Here is a 17,916-nt window from a genome sequence, read left to right as displayed (position 1 = left end):
AATTTATAAAACTCAATATTATAAAAAATTTGTATCTTTATACTTCCTAATTCATTAATAGCAAATAGATTACAATTCCTTTTTTAAGATATTTCGACAACCCTTAAAGCTATTAATATTATGAAAAAAATCACTAAAACTTCCATCGCACTACTTTCGGTATTCGGATTTTTAATTTCTGTACATGCTCAAGAATCTTTTCAAAAAATAAATAGCGGAGAATACATCTTTAATGAAGCAAAAAAACCTTGCTTAACCATAGAACAAAGGGAAAACATTAAAGTTTCCTTAAAGGAAAATATGCGCGTTTTAAAACAAGAAAACAAACTCGCATTTAAAGAAACAAATAAAGCTGGTGGTCATGTTTTATTTGATTGGCCCATACAGCAAGCCACTGGTTTTGATTTTAATGAGACTTGGGCAATTTCTGGATATGTAGATCATAATACGGCGTTTCCAAGTCAATTATTAGATTATAATTGTGGTTCACAAACCTATGACACCGCAGCGGGATATAACCATCAAGGTTTAGATATTTACCTATGGCCGTTTAGTTGGAAGCAGATGGATGATAGCCAAACAGAAATTATTGCCGCGGCAAGTGGGCAAATTATAGGAAAAGGAGATGGTCAATTTGATAGAAGTTGCGGCTTTAATAATAATCAATGGAACGCTGTTTACGTGCAACATAGCGATGGTAGTGTTGCTTGGTATGGCCATATGAAAAACGGATCTGTAACTCCAAAAATTGTTGGAGATATGGTAACCACAGGAGAAGTTCTTGGAACGGTAGGAAGTTCGGGGAATTCAACAGGACCACATTTACATTTTGAAGTATACACAAATGCGAGTTATACACAATTAGTAGATCCGTATTACGGAACATGCAATAGTTTAAACGCAGACTCCTGGTGGCTAAACCAAAAACCATATAGCAACTCAAATATAAATGCCGCACTTACACATAGCAATAACCCTATTGTATTTCCAACATGTCCTGAGCAAGAAACCACTTATGAAAGTACTGATTTTGAATTAGGAGACACCATTTATTTAACTGCTTTTTTAAGAGATCAAGTTGCAGGAACCAATTTAAGTGTACAGATTTTAAGACCAAATAATTCTGTTTTTTTTAATTCCTCTTTTAATACTAGCACAACAAGTTCTTCTTGGTATTACTACTGGTATTTTAATTCATTTGATGTAGTTGGTACGTGGAAATGGGAAGTTACTTATGAAGGACAAACCATTACACATCTATTTAATATGCAAACCTTAAGCATCGATGAAAACAATTTACAAGCAGTTTCCATTTACCCTAATCCAACTAAGGATTATATTCATATTTCATCTAGCCATAGCATTACAAAAGCTAGATTAGTGGATATTCAAGGTAAAAACATGAAAACAATAAATAACATTTTAGAAGGAATACAAAAAGTAAGTTTAGGAGACCTTTCTAATGGGATGTACTTTTTAACCCTTGAAAGTGACACCTACCAAAAGAAAACGTTTAAAATTATAAAAGAGTAGCATTTTAATTAAACTCTACTTCGTAATTTAATCTATTGGTAAGTGATTTTAATTCGGTTTCCGACTTAAAAACATTTGCATATAATTGCTTGCTCCAGCCTATTCTTTTGGAGTAGCTATTGAAGCTTTCTTCTTTCCAATTAAAGCCTTCTTTCCAGAATTGATTGGGAGAAACATAGCAAAACGTATAGTCAAAAATTAAACTAGAGTTGTTTATTTTCGTTTTTTTAGGAATTTCGTTGGACGCTAAAAGCGTAATATTATTGGCTTTACAATTGTCTCGAATTTGTGTTATCAATTTCGGGTAATCTGCACGAATACTTTCTAAATCGAAATCGTTATACTCGGTATTACCAATTTTTCTAATGGGACGAATTTGAAGAATATCGAAACTTTTTCCGCTAAAGTGATCAAAGAGCTCTGTTAGTTCGTAAAAATTATCTTTATTAAAAGTATAATTAATTCGGACTTTAAAATCGTATTTACTTTTTAGTTTTTGAAAAGCATTAAATGCATTATGAAATTTCTCGTAGCTCGATTTTTTCATAAAACCCTCATAACTTTCTTTGGTTACGCCGTGCAATGAGATCGTAAATTCATTAAGACCTGCTTTTAAAAGTGCTTCAATCTTTTCTTCATCTAGCAAATTCGCATTGGTAGTTACCGAAATATAGGGCACTCCGTATTCTTTACCTAGTTTTACAATTTCTGGTAAGTTTTTATAAAGCGTTGGCTCTGTACCGCAACCAATTTGCAATTTTAATGCACGTTTAAAAATGGTTTTTGCTACCTGATCTAACTCTTCTTGTTTAAATTGCCCTTTTAAGGTTTTTACATAATCTGCATCTGTAAAATAGCACATTTTACAACGTAAGTTACAAGCCATTACAGGATCTAAATTTACTGCTAGATAACGCCTGTTAAATTTGTGTAACAGCCAAAGACCAAAGAATTTAATTCGATGACTTTTTATCTTTCGGTTTAGTTGTAATAGCTTGTAAATATCCATTTACTTCTTGTTTGGAAAGGATTCAAAAATATTCCTTAAATCTTTTTTGTAAGGTAAGTGATCTGCTCTTCCTTTTTTAAATATATCATTACTATTTGCTTGTCCTTTTCGCAATGCTTTTTGTTCTTCAAAAGGAAGCACATGAATTTCTTGACAAGTTGTAGAGCAACAGTTATCCATTTCGGCTTTACAAGCATCACATTGAATAAAAAGTAGATGGCAAGCATCATTTGCACAATTGGTATGAATATCGAAAGCATCTCCACATTGATGGCATTTTGCAATCACATCTTCGCTAATTTTTTCGGCTCTTCTTTCATCGAAAACAAAGTTTTTTCCAATGAATTTATTTTCTAATCCTTCGTCATTTATTTGACGTGTATATTCTATGATTCCGCCTTCTAACTGATATACATTTTTAAAGCCTTTATGTTTAAAATATGCGGAAGCTTTTTCACAACGTATGCCACCAGTACAATACATGACAAGGTTTTTGTCTTCTTTATGTGCTTTTAAATCTGCTTCAATAATATCTAAAGATTCTCTAAACGTATCTACATCTGGAGTTACTGCATTTTTAAAATGACCTATTTCACTTTCGTAATGGTTTCGCATGTCCACTAAAATCGTATTCTCATCTTCAATAAGTTGGTTAAATTGGTCTGCACCAACATGAACCCCTTTATTTCTTACATCAAAAGTATCGTCATTTAAACCATCGGCAACAATCTTGTTTCTAACTTTTACTTTCAGTTTTAAAAAAGACATATTATCTTGCTCTACGGCAATATTTAAACGGATTCCGTTTAAAAAATCGATGGTATCTAAATGGGTTTTAAAAGATTCAAATTGATCTGCCGGAAGAGATAGTTGTCCGTTGATACCTTCTGTAGCCACATATATTCTACCAAGAACATCTAATGCATTCCAGGTTAAAAATAAGTGGTCTCTAAATTCTTGAGGATTTTCAATTTTAGCGTATTGGTAAAAAGAAAGTGTTAATCGGTCTTTTCCTGCTTCTTCGATTAACGCAGCTCTTTCTTTTGCGCTTAAGGTGTTGTACAGTTGCATGCTATACTTAGTTTTAAGGTTAAAGATTCTCATTTAACTTCACATAAGGAAGAGTTTTGAGTTTATAATGCAAAGGTAGTATTTTAAAAAGAATAGGCAAGATTTGCGCATTTGTATAATACCATTTATAAAAGTATAAGGCAAAAAAAAGTCCTTTGCGCTTTGCAAAGGACTTTTAATAGACTAACTCGTTATTAATATTTTCAATTTCTTAAAATTTTAAATATTTTACGAGTTAACCTCCATCGGCTTTACAATTGCTATTTATAAATATAGCAACGGAACCGCCTAGTGCATGAATACATTTTTTAAAAAACTTCATAGTTTTATTCTTTAAAGATTAAACTATATATACCTAATAAAGATTAAAACAATGAATTAAAGTTATTTCTATTTTCTTCATGTTCCAACATAAAACAAAACGTATTTAAGGGATGCTTAAATTATCATTTCATCACAAGAAAATAAAATTCAAATTAGATTCAATAATTTTAAAATTTATTCGACACTATTTATTAAAAAGCAAGGTTATTTTTCTTTTTCATAGCATAAAATTTTCCCACTTTATATAGTAGATGCAAAAAGAGCAAAAAGGTTGCGTCGCGAAGGCAATTATTATTTAATTAATTTAAAATGAAATGTATTATTGTATTGCAATATGACAAAAGAAGTAGTATTTTAGCGTCTCTTACACGAATAAAATAATATACACAGATGAGCAGCGAAAAAGAAGCAAAATTAAAAGCCCTTAAACTAACTTTAGACAAATTAGACAAGGCTTACGGGAAAGGAACAGTAATGAAAATGAGCGATAAAGCCATAGTAGATGTAGAGGCTATTTCTTCTGGATCTTTAGGTTTAGATATTGCATTAGGCGTTGGTGGTTATCCAAGAGGTCGTGTTATAGAAATATATGGTCCAGAATCTTCTGGTAAAACGACGTTAACTTTACATGCCATTGCAGAAGCTCAAAAAGCTGGTGGAATTGCTGCATTTATTGATGCAGAGCATGCTTTTGATAGATTTTATGCTGGAAATTTAGGAGTAGATATAGATAATTTAATAATCTCGCAACCAGATAATGGGGAGCAAGCACTTGAAATTGCCGATAACTTAATACGTTCTGGTGCTATTGATATTGTGGTAATTGATTCTGTTGCAGCATTAACACCAAAAAGTGAAATTGAAGGTGAAATGGGAGATTCTAAAATGGGTTTACATGCACGTTTAATGTCTCAAGCTTTAAGAAAATTAACAGCATCTATTAGTAAGACTAATTGTACGGTTATTTTTATTAACCAATTGAGAGAAAAGATTGGTGTTATGTTTGGTAATCCAGAAACAACAACTGGAGGAAATGCATTAAAGTTTTATGCTTCTGTTCGATTAGATATTAGAAGATCCACGCAAATAAAAAGTACCGACGGAGAAGTACAAGGAAACAAAACCAGAGTAAAAGTGGTTAAAAACAAAGTAGCTCCTCCTTTTAGACTTGCCGAATTTGATATTATGTATGGAGAAGGAATTTCTAAAGTTGGTGAAATTTTAGATATTGCTGTAGAATTTGAAATTGTAAAGAAAGCTGGTTCGTGGTTTAGTTATGACGAAACAAAACTAGGTCAAGGTCGAGATGCTGTTAAAGCATTAATAAAAGATAATCCGGAGCTCATGGATGAGCTGGAAGGAAAAATTAAATTAGCAATTAAAGCTGCTAAAGAATAAATTTAAAAAAATCCCGATATATTCGGGATTTTTTATTTTTACACGCAACCTTTTATACTTTTCTGCATCTAGTAATTAAAACCTATGTTTTTATTATACTTAAAATGAAAAAAATATTAGCAATCTTATTATTCGTTTCTTTATTTTCTTGTAGTGTAAATGATGAGGATACGCCACGTTCTCAAACAGAGTTTTTACCTATAGAAAGTGTTAGCATGCCAGATGTATTTAGAAGAAACTACACATACACTATAGATTTGGTTTATTACAAGCCATCTTCTTGTCACGTTTTTAATGGCATTTATTCTACCACAAACACCAACGAAAGCACTATTGCTGTGGTAAGTCAAGTATATACAAATATTAGCGACTGTCAAGAAGTAATGACAGAAGCAGAAGCTTCTTTTAATTTTAGACCAACAGTGTTGGGTACTCATGTTTTTAAATTTTGGCATAGTGAAAGTGATGTAAACAATACAAATCAAGACAACTACTTGATCTATGAAATAGAAGTAGTAGAATAATTTTAACTAATACATATATCTTTTGAGTTTAGACCAACTCATTCTAAATTGTAAAAAAAATGATGCTAAAGCACAAAGCGAACTATACCAACTCTTTTCGAGTAAGCTGTTTTCTCTTTGCTTAAAGTATTCACGAAGTTACGCCGAAGCGGAAGATAATCTGCAGGATGCTTTTGTGACTATTTTCAACAAAATATCACAATACAATAACAAAGGTTCTTTTGAAGGTTGGTTAAAACGAATAGCAATAAACACAGCTCTACAATGCTACAGAAGCCAAGGTGTTTTTGAAATTGTAAACGAAGAAAATATTGAAGATGTAACTCTTGAAATAGAAGATGATGAATTATCTATAGACTATCTATTACAAATTATTCAAGAATTACCAGACAGATACAGATTAGTATTTAACCTGTATGCCTTAGACGGCTATTCCCATAAAGATATAGCAGCTATGTTAAGTATAACAACAGGAACATCAAAATCTAACTTAGCAAGAGCCAGACAGACTTTAAAAGATAAAATAGAAACCTATAGAGCGTCTTTAAACGCGCAAACATTGTAATGAGTGACAAAAAACATATAGATAGAATTTTTCAAGAAAAACTTAAAGATTTAGAGGCAACTCCTAATCCGAAAGTTTGGGAAAATATTCAAAGCAAACTAGAGCAACCTAAAGAAGATAAGGAAAAGATTTTTCCTATTTGGCTACGTATTGGTGGTATTGCAGCATTATTGCTCATACTATTAACGATAGGGAATCGCTATAATTCGAATAGAAATAATGCAACCAAAACAAATGTTGTAGACATAGAGAATGCCGTAAATGCTTCCGAAATGGAAAAGAATAGTACCAACGCGAATAGTACAAATTCAGAAAACACAAATAATGGAATTGTAGAAGAAAGCAATACCACTTCTAACAAAGAAGGAATAATGGATGGCTTTAAAAACACTCCCGAAGCAAACAAAAACAACACAAATTCTAGTGTTGCATCTTCTAACACCTCTCAAAATACAACATCCGAAGCAAACAAAAACAATATAAACGCTGGTGTTGCATCTTCTAATACGTCTAAAACGACAAATAACAATGTAAACACGAACAATTCCGTTAGCAATAATACTTCACAAAACAGCAAAGCATATACTTCTGTAACCCAAAATAAAAGCAAGGCTACCGCTAATAAACAAACCCAAATAGTACCTACTAAAAATAATTCACCGTTATATACGAAGACCAAAAACGTTACTATCAATACTGCACAATCTAGCACTATAAATAAGAATATTATCGCTACTAATGCTACAGAAAAAAATACAGGTATTACTAATACAAACGCCAATACTGTAGCCCAAAACAGTAATTCTACGAATGGAAATGTAACCGAATTAGACAAAAACAAAGTAGCTTCTGCATTAGAAAATAGTGCTACAAATACTATAGCAGAAAACACTATAAATACCGAAGAAGAAAACACAACTACAGATACAGAAACCGAAAAGGAAGAAACATCTATAGAAGAAGAAATAGCGAAAGTGGAAGATCTCATTGAAAAAGAGGAAAAGGTAAACAGGTGGCAAGTATATGCTAACATTGCACCTGTTTACTATAATACCCTTGGAAAAGGATCTCACATGGACGATCAATTTATTGACAACTCCAAATCTGGTGAAACAAATACGAGTTATGGTGTCAATGTAAGCTATGCTTTTAATAACAAATTAAAATTGCGTTCTGGTGTGAACTCTTTAAATTTAAGTTATGACACAGATAATGTGATTATTTATCAAAATGTTTCTGGAAATAATGCTCCTGCTTTAAAAAATGTAGACTTTAATAACGGTCAAAATATTTCGGCTATTTCTGCAAATAATCTGGTGGTGCAACAAGCGGTTGGTCTTTTACCAAATGAAAATGCAGCTATAAGTCAGCGTATTGGTTATTACGAGGTTCCTATGGAGTTAGAATACACGATATCTAGTAAAAAGTTTGGCGTAAACGTTATTGCAGGATTAAGCACCTTTATTTTAAATGATAATAAGATATTTTCTGAATTTGATGGCCGAAAAACAGAAATTGGCGAAGCAAATAATATTAACGAGGTTAGTTTTAGCGGAAACTTAGGACTTGGTTTAGACTATAAGTTTTCAGATAAAATTAAATTCAATGTACAACCAACCTTTAAATACCAAATGAATGCGTTTGAAAATACTTCTGGTGATTTTAGACCATACATTATTGGTGTGTACACAGGGTTGAGTTATAAGTTTTAGTTAGGTTGGTTGTTGTTTTTTTGAAGTATTTAATATTTAAAAAAGCAAGAATACAAAAAGCTGCTCTATGCCAAGAGCGGCTTTTTTATTTGGCATTATAAGCGATTAGCTGATTTAAAATCAAAGCTTTTGACGCTTTATTTATTGTTTTAGCATCGGAAGATTTCAAACCTTCCGTAGGAATAAATGTATGCATCTTTGCTCGCATTCTTCCTGGACTGCCGCTAAAAAAAGTATAGGAGAAACGTTTTTTATTATCAGCGAAAGTTATAGGTACAATTGGTATTTGATGGTTTATTGCCAATCGGAAAGCACCATCTTTAAAATCGGTTAAAAGCACATCGTCATCTGGAACCAATCCTTCCGGAAAAATACAAATACTTAAGCCTTGCCCTAACCGTCTTTGTGCATTTTTAAACACCGCTTTTCTACTGCGTTCGCTACTTCTATCTACTAAAATACTTGTCCGTTTATAAAAGAAACCAAAAAGAGGAATTTTAGCCAATTCTGCTTTCCCAACAAAAACAAAAGGGTTTTTAACCGCAACCAACATGAGCATAATATCTGCCATCGAGGTATGATTTGCTATAAACATATAGCTTTTATCTTTTTCGGTAATTTGATCGCGTTCTATCTTTACATTAAAACCCATTCCTATTAAAATAAACCTTGCCCAAATACGTGCAATTTTAAAAAAGAAAGGATACCAAGTTTCCTTTAAAATAGAAACAATTAAAAATGGAAATAATATAATAATCGGTATTGCAACCAGTATATAAAACCAAATACGATAGAAAACCCAGAAAATGTATTTAAAAATCTTCATAAGTGCCAAATCTAGTAAATTTATCGAACTCCTCTTTATAAAAAAATTATCTTTGTAAGTAGAAACAGAAATTAAGTTTAATTTAAAGAGGTTCCTTTTATATTATTAAAAGTGAAATCTTAAAACACAATATTACATTGTGTTTTTAAAAACAGATTCCCGCTTTCGCGGAAAGTAAACATGGCAAGAATTTTAACAGGAGTACAAAGTACAGGAACACCACATTTAGGAAACATTTTAGGCGCAATTATGCCTGCTATTAAAATGGCTGAAGATGCCAATAATGAGTCTTACTTATTTATTGCAAACTTGCATACTTTAACGCAAATTAAAGATGCAGAATTATTAAGAGAAAACACGTACTCTGTTGCTGCAACCTGGCTTGCTTTTGGTTTAGATATAGAAAAAACGGTATTTTACAGACAAAGTGATATTCCGAAAGTTACCGAGTTATCTTGGTACCTATCTTGTTTTTTCCCATACCAACGTTTAACCTTAGCGCATGGATTTAAAGACAAAGCAGACGTTTTAGAAGATGTAAACGCTGGATTATTTACCTATCCAATGTTAATGGCTGCCGATATTTTAGCTTATGATGCCAATATCATTCCGGTAGGGAAAGACCAATTACAACATATTGAAATGACTCGTGATGTAGCATCTCGTTTTCATGCTAAAATGGGAGAAACCTTTGTTATACCAGAAGGAAAGATTCAAGAAAACATCATGCTTATTCCAGGAACCGATGGTGAGAAAATGAGCAAGAGTAGAAATAATTTTATCAATATATTTTTAGAGGATAAAAAACTACGAAAACAAATTATGGGTATTGAAACAGATAGTACTGCTTTAGAAGACCCTAAAGATTGGAAGACCTGTAATTGTTTTACGCTATACAAAGTTTTAGCTTCGGAAGCAGAAATAGAAACCATGAAAGCCAACTATGAAAACGGCGGTTATGGTTATGGTCATGCAAAACAAGCTTTATTTGAATTGATTGTTGAAAAATTCGCGGTGCAACGTGAACGATACAATTACTACATGAATAATTTAAACGAATTAGATGATGCTCTAGCTATTGGTGCTGAAAAAGCAACAATAGTAGCCAATGCTGTTTTGGCTAGAGTAAGAGAAAAGGTTGGATATTAATACCTTTCTAAAAAATTAAGAATTTTATACTATTAAAAAAGCTATTATGTTTTCGTGAAAACATAATAGCTTTTTCTTTTACATTCTATTTCTATTTTTTTATAATTCGAGTAGTATTTATTCTTCCTTCTACATCTTTTATTTTCAAGAAGTATATACCCTCACTAATTTTTGAAACATCTAAGTCATTTACTTCCTTGTTCTCTAAAATTAATTGTCCGAGGTTATTATACAACTTTAAGGATTGAATTTTTGTTGCAGCTTTTATGTTAATAACACCTGATGTTGGGTTAGGATATACATGAATCTCTTGAATTTCATTTTCAGAAATAGTTAAGATTTCAGGATTAAACAGTATTTCAAATCTATTATTAAATTCTCCAGATCCCGAAGTAAAACTATAATTAGATGCATTTAAATCGTGAATAACATCTAATAGATTATCCTTCAGGTAACAAGTATTGTTATTTAAAAAATCGCCTTCTAATTGCGGAATAGAAATAGTATAATTAGTTGTTTCCTCTATGCCGGAATAAAATCCGAAAGGGATAATTTCATCTATATTTAGTGCGTTAGGATCTTTACCTTGAATAGCGAATCTTCTAGGATCGTTTTCAATTTCGGTATAAATAACCGATGCATTTCCACCAAACAAACTTCTAGTTGCTTCATAAGAAAATCCGTCATAGCCATTCGTTGCTCCATCTACATAGGCAATAAGTATTTGGTTAAAAACACCTGCTTCCGACGTTAAATTTAACCATAATTTATTGGCATCTGTGGTGCTATTAGCATTTCTAAAAAACTGAAGATTACTTACCAAATCTGCTCTACGCATACTATTGTTAAAGCTTAGCGTTCCGTTAGATTGCCCTATTACAAAAAATCCTTGTCCAGATGGTATGGTATTTTCTATATTAGGAATATTATTATCGGTTAAGGTACCACTACCAGCAATGTTTCCACTTCCAATGGTAATAATTGCATAGTCATTGGCATTAAAATTTAAGACATCATTACCAGCGTTATTACTATCTGGAGGACTAGCATGCGACCAAAGGTAAGCTGCACCTCCTATTACACCAGAGTTTAGTGCATATAAATCATCAAAATCAATGGCGCTTGGATATGGATTACCAATTAAATTCCAATCGTTATCTGTAGGAAAACTATTTACAGATATTGGTGTTTCTATGATACCGTTATTAAACGCACCTTCAAAAGTTGCTTGATACGACACAGGCATAAAACCAACAGGGGAAACTGTTGCGGCATAACCTACTCCTGGGGTCATAATAGATCCTGCTGTTGCTACTTGCCAATCGTTAGCATCATCATCAATATCATCACTACCAAGAACCGTGTTGCCAGAGCTATCTAAATATTGATCTAAATAATTTTGCGCATTGTACCAAAAACGTCTATTTGCAGGTGCAATATCTAAAGCATCACCAATGGTTTCGTCTACTATTGGAGAACTCCAATAGGTATAATCGTACCAATTACTAACTAGGCTTGTGTACTTATTTACAAGAGCATTTCCTCCAGGATTGAGGGTAAATGCATTTACCAAATCCATATTTTGCACAAATGCGCCATGTGTTTCTACAAATAACTCGCCACTTACAGTAGTAGTGGTTTGTACCTCTACGTAAGTAGCATCTTGTATTGTAAGTTTAAAACCAGCATTTACAGTTAATTGACAAGCGCTAAAACTTCCGTTAGGTATGGTGTTGTAGTTTCCATTAATTATTACTCCTGTATTTATATCTGGTACACCATTGCTCCATGCGGTTCCATTCCAAGTGGTACTGGTAGGACAACCACATAAAACATTTATACTTTCTTGGTAAGTTAAACTTCCACATTCATTAGATACTGTATGTGTTACAGTATATGTGCCTTGCGTTGTAAATGTGTAACTTGGATTTGTGTTTGCCACATTGCTTCCAGGTCCTGAAATATCAATTATGCCATCATTATTAAAATCCCACTCGTGATTTGCATAGGTTTCGCTTGCTTGAAAAGTATGTAATAAACAGTCTATACTATCCTCTGTGTTAGTAAAACTTCCATCTTGTGGTTTCTCTGGTGTTACATTAATGGTAATTAGTAATACAGTGTTGCACGTGTTTATATTTATTGGGACTCCATTAGTATTAACAAAAACACGTCTTAATTCTATATTAACAGTAGCAGCTATGTCATTTAAAATAACTTCTGAACTGTTTAAATCGCTCACATAATAATTAGGTGTAACCAATGCATTGGTTAATTGAAATGTATTTGATACATCTGTAACATCCCAATACTGGTATTCTAAATTAGAAACCAAGCACAATGCTTGGCCTAAATTAGCGTCTTGTCCACAAATTAAATCGTATGTTGTTTGAATGTTTGCAGTGTTTGTAATAAATTTATCTTCTATTAACTCCACATTATCTATTAATACATGACTTCCGCTAGTAGAAGCCGAATACGCATTTAATATTAGGCTTTGGTAATTGTCATCTGCCGTGAAACAAAACAAAGACTGTTCCCATAGATTACTTGTAATATTATCTTCAAAAGCTATTGTTTGAACTGGTAAACCATCTAGAATATTAGTAGTTCCACCACAATCTGTAGAAGAACTCCATGAAGATATTGCATTATTATCACTTAAATATACTTGATAACTGCATGCTCTATTTGCAACCCATCTATTTCTATTAATGGATAGTAGATAGTTCACATTATTATAAATAGTAACATTAGTTAATAAAGCTTCTCCATTGTTAATTTGATTGGAAGAGCATCCATAAAGAGCAATTGCTCCTTCTCCTGAACTACCTGGTAAATTAAAATAGTTTACAGGCACTTCTGTAGTCCCAATCCATTGTGGTAATGAAAAATCGTAATAAGAAACACTACCATTAAACGCAAACCATCCATCTAATTCACTGGGTCCATTTCCACTAGTATTCATATGATACGCCATATCAAATGGGTTGTATGAACCTATATTTCCAAGTGTTGGATCCATAAACTCAGGATTACAAATTAAATTACAACTACTAGTATTAATACAGTTCAAACTAGTACAAATAGTCACCACTATATTAGCAAACGTATCATTTCCTAAATTACCATTGGTGTCCATAGGCTTATAAGTTAACTGAAGATTACCAACAGTATTTGGTGACACAAGAAAAGTTCTATTTGGTGCTATACCTGTAAACGTTGTAATTAAACTACCATTTAAGCTTAAGTTAGAAACCTCTAGTGTTAAACCTAAATTAGATACATCATTATTTAATAAATCTTGTTCTAAAATACTTAAAACAGAACCTTGACAATTATCAATAGTTGGTTGTGTAGCAACATCAACAAAATCATCTAATCCAAAAACTTCAGGGTTGCAGCTTGCATAAGTAACAATATTACTTGTATGATTATTTTGTGCCGTTACCACTGCAGGATTTCCAAAATCTACAACATTATTATTTCCATATTGCGTTGCAAGATTATAGTTTAAACTACATAGTATATCAAACTCTTGCGTAATTGGTCTTCTTGGAGTTTCCACCGAAACCGCATAAGCCATAATATAATCTGTTACTGGATAGACACAATCATTATCCAGATCAATATGACTTAAACTAGAACCACTTGAATATGTTTGTGGTGTATGAACAAATAAATCATCATCTCCTAATCTAACTTCAGAAGTACTAGGACAACCATTAGTTAAAACATTTGTACTTAAAGCACCATTAAACAACCAACTGGATCCAGAAGGAACAATTAAATCATCTCCAGTATCTGTATGCAAAAGCGTATCATAAGTTAGAAATGCATTTCCGTTTCTAGGATTCCCGTTATCATCTATTCCGGAAGCAAATCCCAATGCATGCATGATTTCGTGCAACAAAACAGCATACATATCGAAAGAATTCGTACCACTAATAGCTGTTGGATTACTAAAATCTGTATACCAGGAATGAAAAAAGTTTACTTTTATAAAACCATCCCAGAAATTTGAATCATTAGCTCCAGTATTAATAGCTTTCCATACTTCTCCATCTACAATGGTTCCGGGTGCTACTCCATTATAATTATAATAAGAAGAAGCAGATGCTAAAGCGCTACTACTGCTAGAATAAACAGATTGTAATTCTATTTTTACCGGTTCTAAAACTCCAGTAGCTGGATTTTCTATTATCAATTGCTCTAAATCTGCAAAAATTTGAGCGATTACATTTCTATAATTAGCATCATTATTAAAATCTGTAATACTATTATCTGCAATTTGATCTGTTAAATAAATAGCAAACAATCCTTCAGGACTAACATAATCTGGTGCTAAAGGAATTGCTCTTTGTTCTCCTGATAAATTGGTGTTTATTTCTTTAAAATGTGTATTACCAAATCGATCCACAAAATTGTCTTCTGGGTTATTTCCTCTATTTTGGATCGCGTCTATATCGCTATGAAATTCTCCGCAAGTATACATGGTTGGTTCTATTTCTTGCGCAGAAATATGCATTTGAACAACGCATGTTAGTAAAAAAAAGAAGTAAAATTTCTTCATTGAAAAATTATCATAAATGTTTGATTCACAAACATAAACCATAAAAAAATAAGCATGAAATTTCCCACACCAACGATACATTTTATCGATGAACGGTTAGATCACCTCGAACAATTTTCCAGGAAGTGGTCTTATCACTCCTTTTAATTCCATATTTAACAATAAACCAGCGACTTTAAAGGTTGGTAAATTACAACGCAACGCAATAACGTCTAATTGTTCTTTTTCGATATCTTTTAAGAAGTTATAAATCACTTTTTCTTGATCATCGAGCTCTACAAACAACTGTTTTTGAACTGCAGGTTTTTGGTTGTCCTCTAATTCCCAATTTAAAATATATGGAATATCTAAAGGGGTAGACAACATGTGCGCTCTTTGGTGCTTTATTAAATTATTACAACCAACACTTTGGCTATCGGTAACGCGACCAGGAACCGCAAAAACATCTCTATTATAGGAGTTTGCAATATCTGCAGTTACAAGGCTTCCGCCTTTTTCGGCAGATTCAATAACTATGGTTGCCTGGCTAACACCTGCAATTATTCTATTTCGTTTTAAAAAATTATTTCTATCAAAGGTAGCGCTACTCCAGAAATCGGTAAAAAACCCTCCGTTTTTTTCTACATCGGCAACATATTTTTTATGTGTTTTTGGATATATCTGATTTAACCCATGCGCTAAGCAGCCTATCGTTTGTAGCTTATGTTTCAAGGCAGCCTTTTGTGCTGTAATATCGGTACCATACGCAAATCCCGAAATTATAACAGGGTTAAAAACGGCAAGTTCTTCAATCAGTTTTTCGCAAAAAGCAATGCCGCTAGTGGTGACTTTTCTTGCGCCAACAATACTAATGATGCGTTGTTGTTTCAGATTAATATTTCCTGCTTGAAATAAAACAATAGGACTATCTATACAATGTTTCAGTTTTTCTGGATATCCTTCCTCCGTAAAATAGTGGCAAACAATATTTTCGTCTTTTATAAATTGTAATTCCTTTTCTGCCGCTTTAATATGCGCACTACTAAACAAATCACTAATTACAATACTTCCAATACCATCAATTTTTAATAGATTTTGCTTCTTTTCTTTAAAAACAGCTTCCGCAGAACCGCAATGAGCAATCAGTTTTTTAGCTGTTATATCTCCAATTTTGGCAACATGTTGCAATGCTAAAACATAAATCAAATTATTTTCTATCATCTAGTGTTTTGATTTTCAACCTACAATTTAATTAATTTTTGCACTGTTAATAAATAGTTACGCGTAAATTTTATAGAAAGCCAAAAAAATCTAACTTTGTTTTATGCAATTAGAAATTTACATAAGCGATTTACTATATAGATATGACTGTGTTACTGTACCAAGTTTTGGTTCGTTTTTAACACAACGTGTTTCAGCAAAAGTGCACGAGTCTACCAACGCCTTTTATCCTCCAAAAAAAGTATTATCTTTTAACGAGCAAATACAAACAAACGATGGTTTATTAGCGCATTACATTGCAGATGTAGAAAAGATTCCTTTTGAAGTTGCTGTTAAAAAAATTGAAAAAAGAGTAAAATCTTTGAAGTCTTATTTAACAGAAGGCGAAACGCTTACTTTTGATAATATTGGTGATTTATCGTTTAATACCGAAGGCAAGATGTTGTTTGAGCCATCGTATCATTTAAACTATTTAACAGACGCTTTTGGTTTAAACCAATTAGTTTCTCCTGCAATTTCTAGAGAGGTTTATAAAGAAGAAGTGGAAGCTATAGAAAAAGTAATTCCGATTACTATAACTCCAGAAAAACGCAAAGCTAGACCGTATTTAAAATATGCTGCTATTGCTTTATTAGCCTTAACTGCTGGAGGTTTGGTTTCTTCTAATTACTACGTAAACGGAATTAAAACACATAATCAATTAGCACAAGAAGAGGCGAATACGCAATTAGAAAGCAAAATTCAAGAAGCTACTTTTGTAATTGATAATCCGCTTCCAGCTGTAACTCTTACCGTGAACAAGCAAACGGGTAAATACCATATTATTGCTGGTGCTTTTAGAGCCGAAGAAAATTGCGACAAAAAAGTACAGCAATTGAAATCAGAAGGTTATAATGCTAGAAAAATTGGCGTAAATAAATATGGTTTACATCAAGTTGTTTACTCTAGTCATTCGGACAGATTAGAAGCGCTACAAACTTTACGTGACGTTAAAAAAACGCATAATAAAGAAGCTTGGTTATTGGTTAAAGACCTTAACTAGTTTTTTACTAACACCTAAAATTAAAACCTTCCTTTTATTAAGCGAAGGTTTTCTTTTTTATAATACATTTTAAAAACCACCTCGTCTTCCGTTTCTGTTGGGAAACGGAATCCACTCCTGCTTTTAAATAAGTAGGAGAATTTTTTAAATTATAATTTCACGAAACTTCCAACTATACGGAATACATATAAGTAGCACTTTTTAATTCCTTCCCTTTTTTCAAGGGAAGGTGGCTTTAAGCTCCTTAGAGTTTAAAGACGGAAGGGTTTTTAAGACCACCAAATCTTCTCGTTATATTTTTGTTTTTCTTAACGAGTAAACTCTAAAATCGCTTTACCTTTGCGGCTCATTTAAAAAACACAAAATGCCTGTAAAAACTCCAAAACAATCTAAAACGATCATGACCGATTTAGTACTGCCAAGCGAAACCAACCCAATAAACAATTTATTTGGTGGTGAATTACTTGCTAGAATGGATCGTGCTGCTAGTATTGCTGCTAGAAGACATTCTAGACGTATTGTTGTTACAGCGTCTGTAAATCACGTTGCTTTTAATCGTGCCGTGCCTTTAGGAAGTGTTGTTACTATAGAAGCAAAAGTTTCTCGTGCTTTTAAAAGTTCTATGGAAGTCTATATGGACGTATGGATTGAAGACAGAGAGTCTGGTGATAAAACAAAAGCGAATGAGGCTATTTATACTTTTGTTGCTGTTGATGAAACTGGTAGACCTGTTCGAGTAGATGATATAAATCCGGAAACCGATTTAGAAAAAGAACGTTTTGAAGGTGCTTTAAGACGAAAACAATTAAGTTTAGTACTTGCCGGAAAAATGAAACCTAATGAAGCTACGGAGTTGAAGGCTTTGTTTATGGCAGAATAGATTCTGAAAATTTAAAATAGAGATTGCTTCATTACAGTTAGAGTGACATCGTGTTTCAATTCCTGATTATATAATTATTTCAAGTTATGCTATCATTTCGATGACTAACC

General features: G+C 32.6%; 13 protein-coding genes. 8 read left to right on the top strand and 5 right to left on the bottom strand.

The window, feature by feature from the left end; translation table 11 throughout:
• The first annotated feature begins 120 nt into the window (after positions 1-120).
• Positions 121-1,533 (top strand): peptidoglycan DD-metalloendopeptidase family protein, encoded by a 1,413-nt coding sequence (locus tag ACVCZW_RS15740; protein ID WP_452232857.1) that lies wholly within the window; start codon positions 121-123, stop codon positions 1,531-1,533.
• Positions 1,534-1,537: 4 nt separating this feature from the next.
• Here ACVCZW_RS15740 and ACVCZW_RS15735 read toward each other — a convergent pair whose 3' ends face one another.
• Positions 1,538-2,542, bottom strand: coding sequence for a radical SAM protein (locus tag ACVCZW_RS15735; protein ID WP_452230641.1), 1,005 nt, complete (start codon positions 2,540-2,542; stop codon positions 1,538-1,540).
• Positions 2,543-3,613 (bottom strand): oxygen-dependent tRNA uridine(34) hydroxylase TrhO, encoded by a 1,071-nt coding sequence (gene trhO, locus ACVCZW_RS15730; protein ID WP_452232856.1) that lies wholly within the window; start codon positions 3,611-3,613, stop codon positions 2,543-2,545.
• Between the two features lie 714 nt (positions 3,614-4,327).
• Between trhO and recA the strand changes: the two genes are divergently transcribed.
• The 4 genes from recA to ACVCZW_RS15710 all read left to right on the top strand — a co-directional run bounded on the left by recA (position 4,328) and on the right by ACVCZW_RS15710 (position 8,136).
• On the top strand, positions 4,328-5,335 hold the full coding sequence (recA, locus tag ACVCZW_RS15725) for a recombinase RecA (protein ID WP_452230639.1): 1,008 nt from the start codon (positions 4,328-4,330) through the stop codon (positions 5,333-5,335).
• A gap of 104 nt (positions 5,336-5,439) precedes the next feature.
• On the top strand, positions 5,440-5,859 hold the full coding sequence (locus tag ACVCZW_RS15720; RefSeq protein WP_452232855.1) for a hypothetical protein: 420 nt from the start codon (positions 5,440-5,442) through the stop codon (positions 5,857-5,859).
• Between the two features lie 22 nt (positions 5,860-5,881).
• The gene (locus ACVCZW_RS15715) at positions 5,882-6,424 is read left to right on the top strand and encodes an RNA polymerase sigma factor (protein WP_452230637.1); all 543 of its coding nucleotides are present in this window, start codon (positions 5,882-5,884) and stop codon (positions 6,422-6,424) included.
• Positions 6,424-8,136 (top strand): hypothetical protein, encoded by a 1,713-nt coding sequence (locus tag ACVCZW_RS15710; protein WP_452232854.1) that lies wholly within the window; start codon positions 6,424-6,426, stop codon positions 8,134-8,136. Before ACVCZW_RS15715 ends, ACVCZW_RS15710 begins: the two co-directional genes overlap by 1 nt.
• Positions 8,137-8,221: 85 nt before the next feature.
• Here the strand turns inward: ACVCZW_RS15710 and ACVCZW_RS15705 are convergent, their stop codons facing one another.
• Complete coding sequence (locus tag ACVCZW_RS15705) at positions 8,222-8,962, bottom strand: lysophospholipid acyltransferase family protein (protein WP_452230635.1); 741 nt, start codon at positions 8,960-8,962, stop codon at positions 8,222-8,224.
• A 180-nt stretch (positions 8,963-9,142) separates the two neighbouring features.
• Here ACVCZW_RS15705 and trpS point away from each other — a divergent pair, with 180 nt between their 5' ends.
• Positions 9,143-10,111: a tryptophan--tRNA ligase gene (gene trpS, locus ACVCZW_RS15700; protein WP_452232853.1), complete on the top strand. Its 969-nt coding sequence runs from the start codon at positions 9,143-9,145 to the stop codon at positions 10,109-10,111.
• Between the two features lie 91 nt (positions 10,112-10,202).
• Here the strand turns inward: trpS and ACVCZW_RS15695 are convergent, their stop codons facing one another.
• Both ACVCZW_RS15695 and dprA read right to left on the bottom strand, forming a co-directional pair.
• Positions 10,203-14,684 carry a T9SS type A sorting domain-containing protein gene (locus ACVCZW_RS15695; RefSeq protein ID WP_452232852.1) on the bottom strand — a complete coding sequence of 1,494 codons (4,482 nt, stop codon included), beginning with the start codon at positions 14,682-14,684 and terminating at the stop codon, positions 10,203-10,205.
• Positions 14,685-14,780: 96 nt separating this feature from the next.
• Positions 14,781-15,884 (bottom strand): DNA-processing protein DprA, encoded by a 1,104-nt coding sequence (gene dprA, locus ACVCZW_RS15690; RefSeq protein WP_452230632.1) that lies wholly within the window; start codon positions 15,882-15,884, stop codon positions 14,781-14,783.
• A gap of 103 nt (positions 15,885-15,987) precedes the next feature.
• Between dprA and ACVCZW_RS15685 the strand changes: the two genes are divergently transcribed.
• Together ACVCZW_RS15685 and ACVCZW_RS15680 are read left to right on the top strand one after the other, a co-directional pair.
• Positions 15,988-16,926 carry an HU domain-containing protein gene (locus ACVCZW_RS15685; RefSeq protein ID WP_452230631.1) on the top strand — a complete coding sequence of 313 codons (939 nt, stop codon included), beginning with the start codon at positions 15,988-15,990 and terminating at the stop codon, positions 16,924-16,926.
• Between the two features lie 364 nt (positions 16,927-17,290).
• A complete protein-coding gene (locus ACVCZW_RS15680) occupies positions 17,291-17,806 on the top strand; it encodes an acyl-CoA thioesterase (RefSeq protein WP_452230630.1) in 516 nt (171 codons plus the stop codon).
• The last annotated feature ends 110 nt before the right edge of the window (positions 17,807-17,916 follow it).

It is taken from the genome of Lacinutrix sp. MEBiC02595 (genome assembly GCF_053601555.1).
Note: the sequence above shows the minus strand (reverse complement) of the source record. Positions and strands in the feature narration are given on the sequence as shown.

Excerpts from the sequence above, each read along its gene's own strand:
- trpS (WP_452232853.1), top strand. The coding sequence starts at position 9,143 with ATGGCAAGAATTTTAACAGGAGTACAAAGTACAGGAACACCACATTTA.
- ACVCZW_RS15735 (WP_452230641.1), bottom strand. The coding sequence starts at position 2,542 with ATGGATATTTACAAGCTATTACAACTAAACCGAAAGATAAAAAGTCAT.
- ACVCZW_RS15705 (WP_452230635.1), bottom strand. The coding sequence starts at position 8,962 with ATGAAGATTTTTAAATACATTTTCTGGGTTTTCTATCGTATTTGGTTT.
- ACVCZW_RS15740 (WP_452232857.1), top strand. The coding sequence starts at position 121 with ATGAAAAAAATCACTAAAACTTCCATCGCACTACTTTCGGTATTCGGA.
- ACVCZW_RS15710 (WP_452232854.1), top strand. The coding sequence starts at position 6,424 with ATGAGTGACAAAAAACATATAGATAGAATTTTTCAAGAAAAACTTAAA.
- trhO (WP_452232856.1), bottom strand. The coding sequence starts at position 3,613 with ATGCAACTGTACAACACCTTAAGCGCAAAAGAAAGAGCTGCGTTAATC.
- dprA (WP_452230632.1), bottom strand. The coding sequence starts at position 15,884 with ATGATAGAAAATAATTTGATTTATGTTTTAGCATTGCAACATGTTGCC.
- recA (WP_452230639.1), top strand. The coding sequence starts at position 4,328 with ATGAGCAGCGAAAAAGAAGCAAAATTAAAAGCCCTTAAACTAACTTTA.
- ACVCZW_RS15695 (WP_452232852.1), bottom strand. The coding sequence starts at position 14,684 with ATGAAGAAATTTTACTTCTTTTTTTTACTAACATGCGTTGTTCAAATG.
- ACVCZW_RS15680 (WP_452230630.1), top strand. The coding sequence starts at position 17,291 with ATGCCTGTAAAAACTCCAAAACAATCTAAAACGATCATGACCGATTTA.
- ACVCZW_RS15685 (WP_452230631.1), top strand. The coding sequence starts at position 15,988 with ATGCAATTAGAAATTTACATAAGCGATTTACTATATAGATATGACTGT.
- ACVCZW_RS15720 (WP_452232855.1), top strand. The coding sequence starts at position 5,440 with ATGAAAAAAATATTAGCAATCTTATTATTCGTTTCTTTATTTTCTTGT.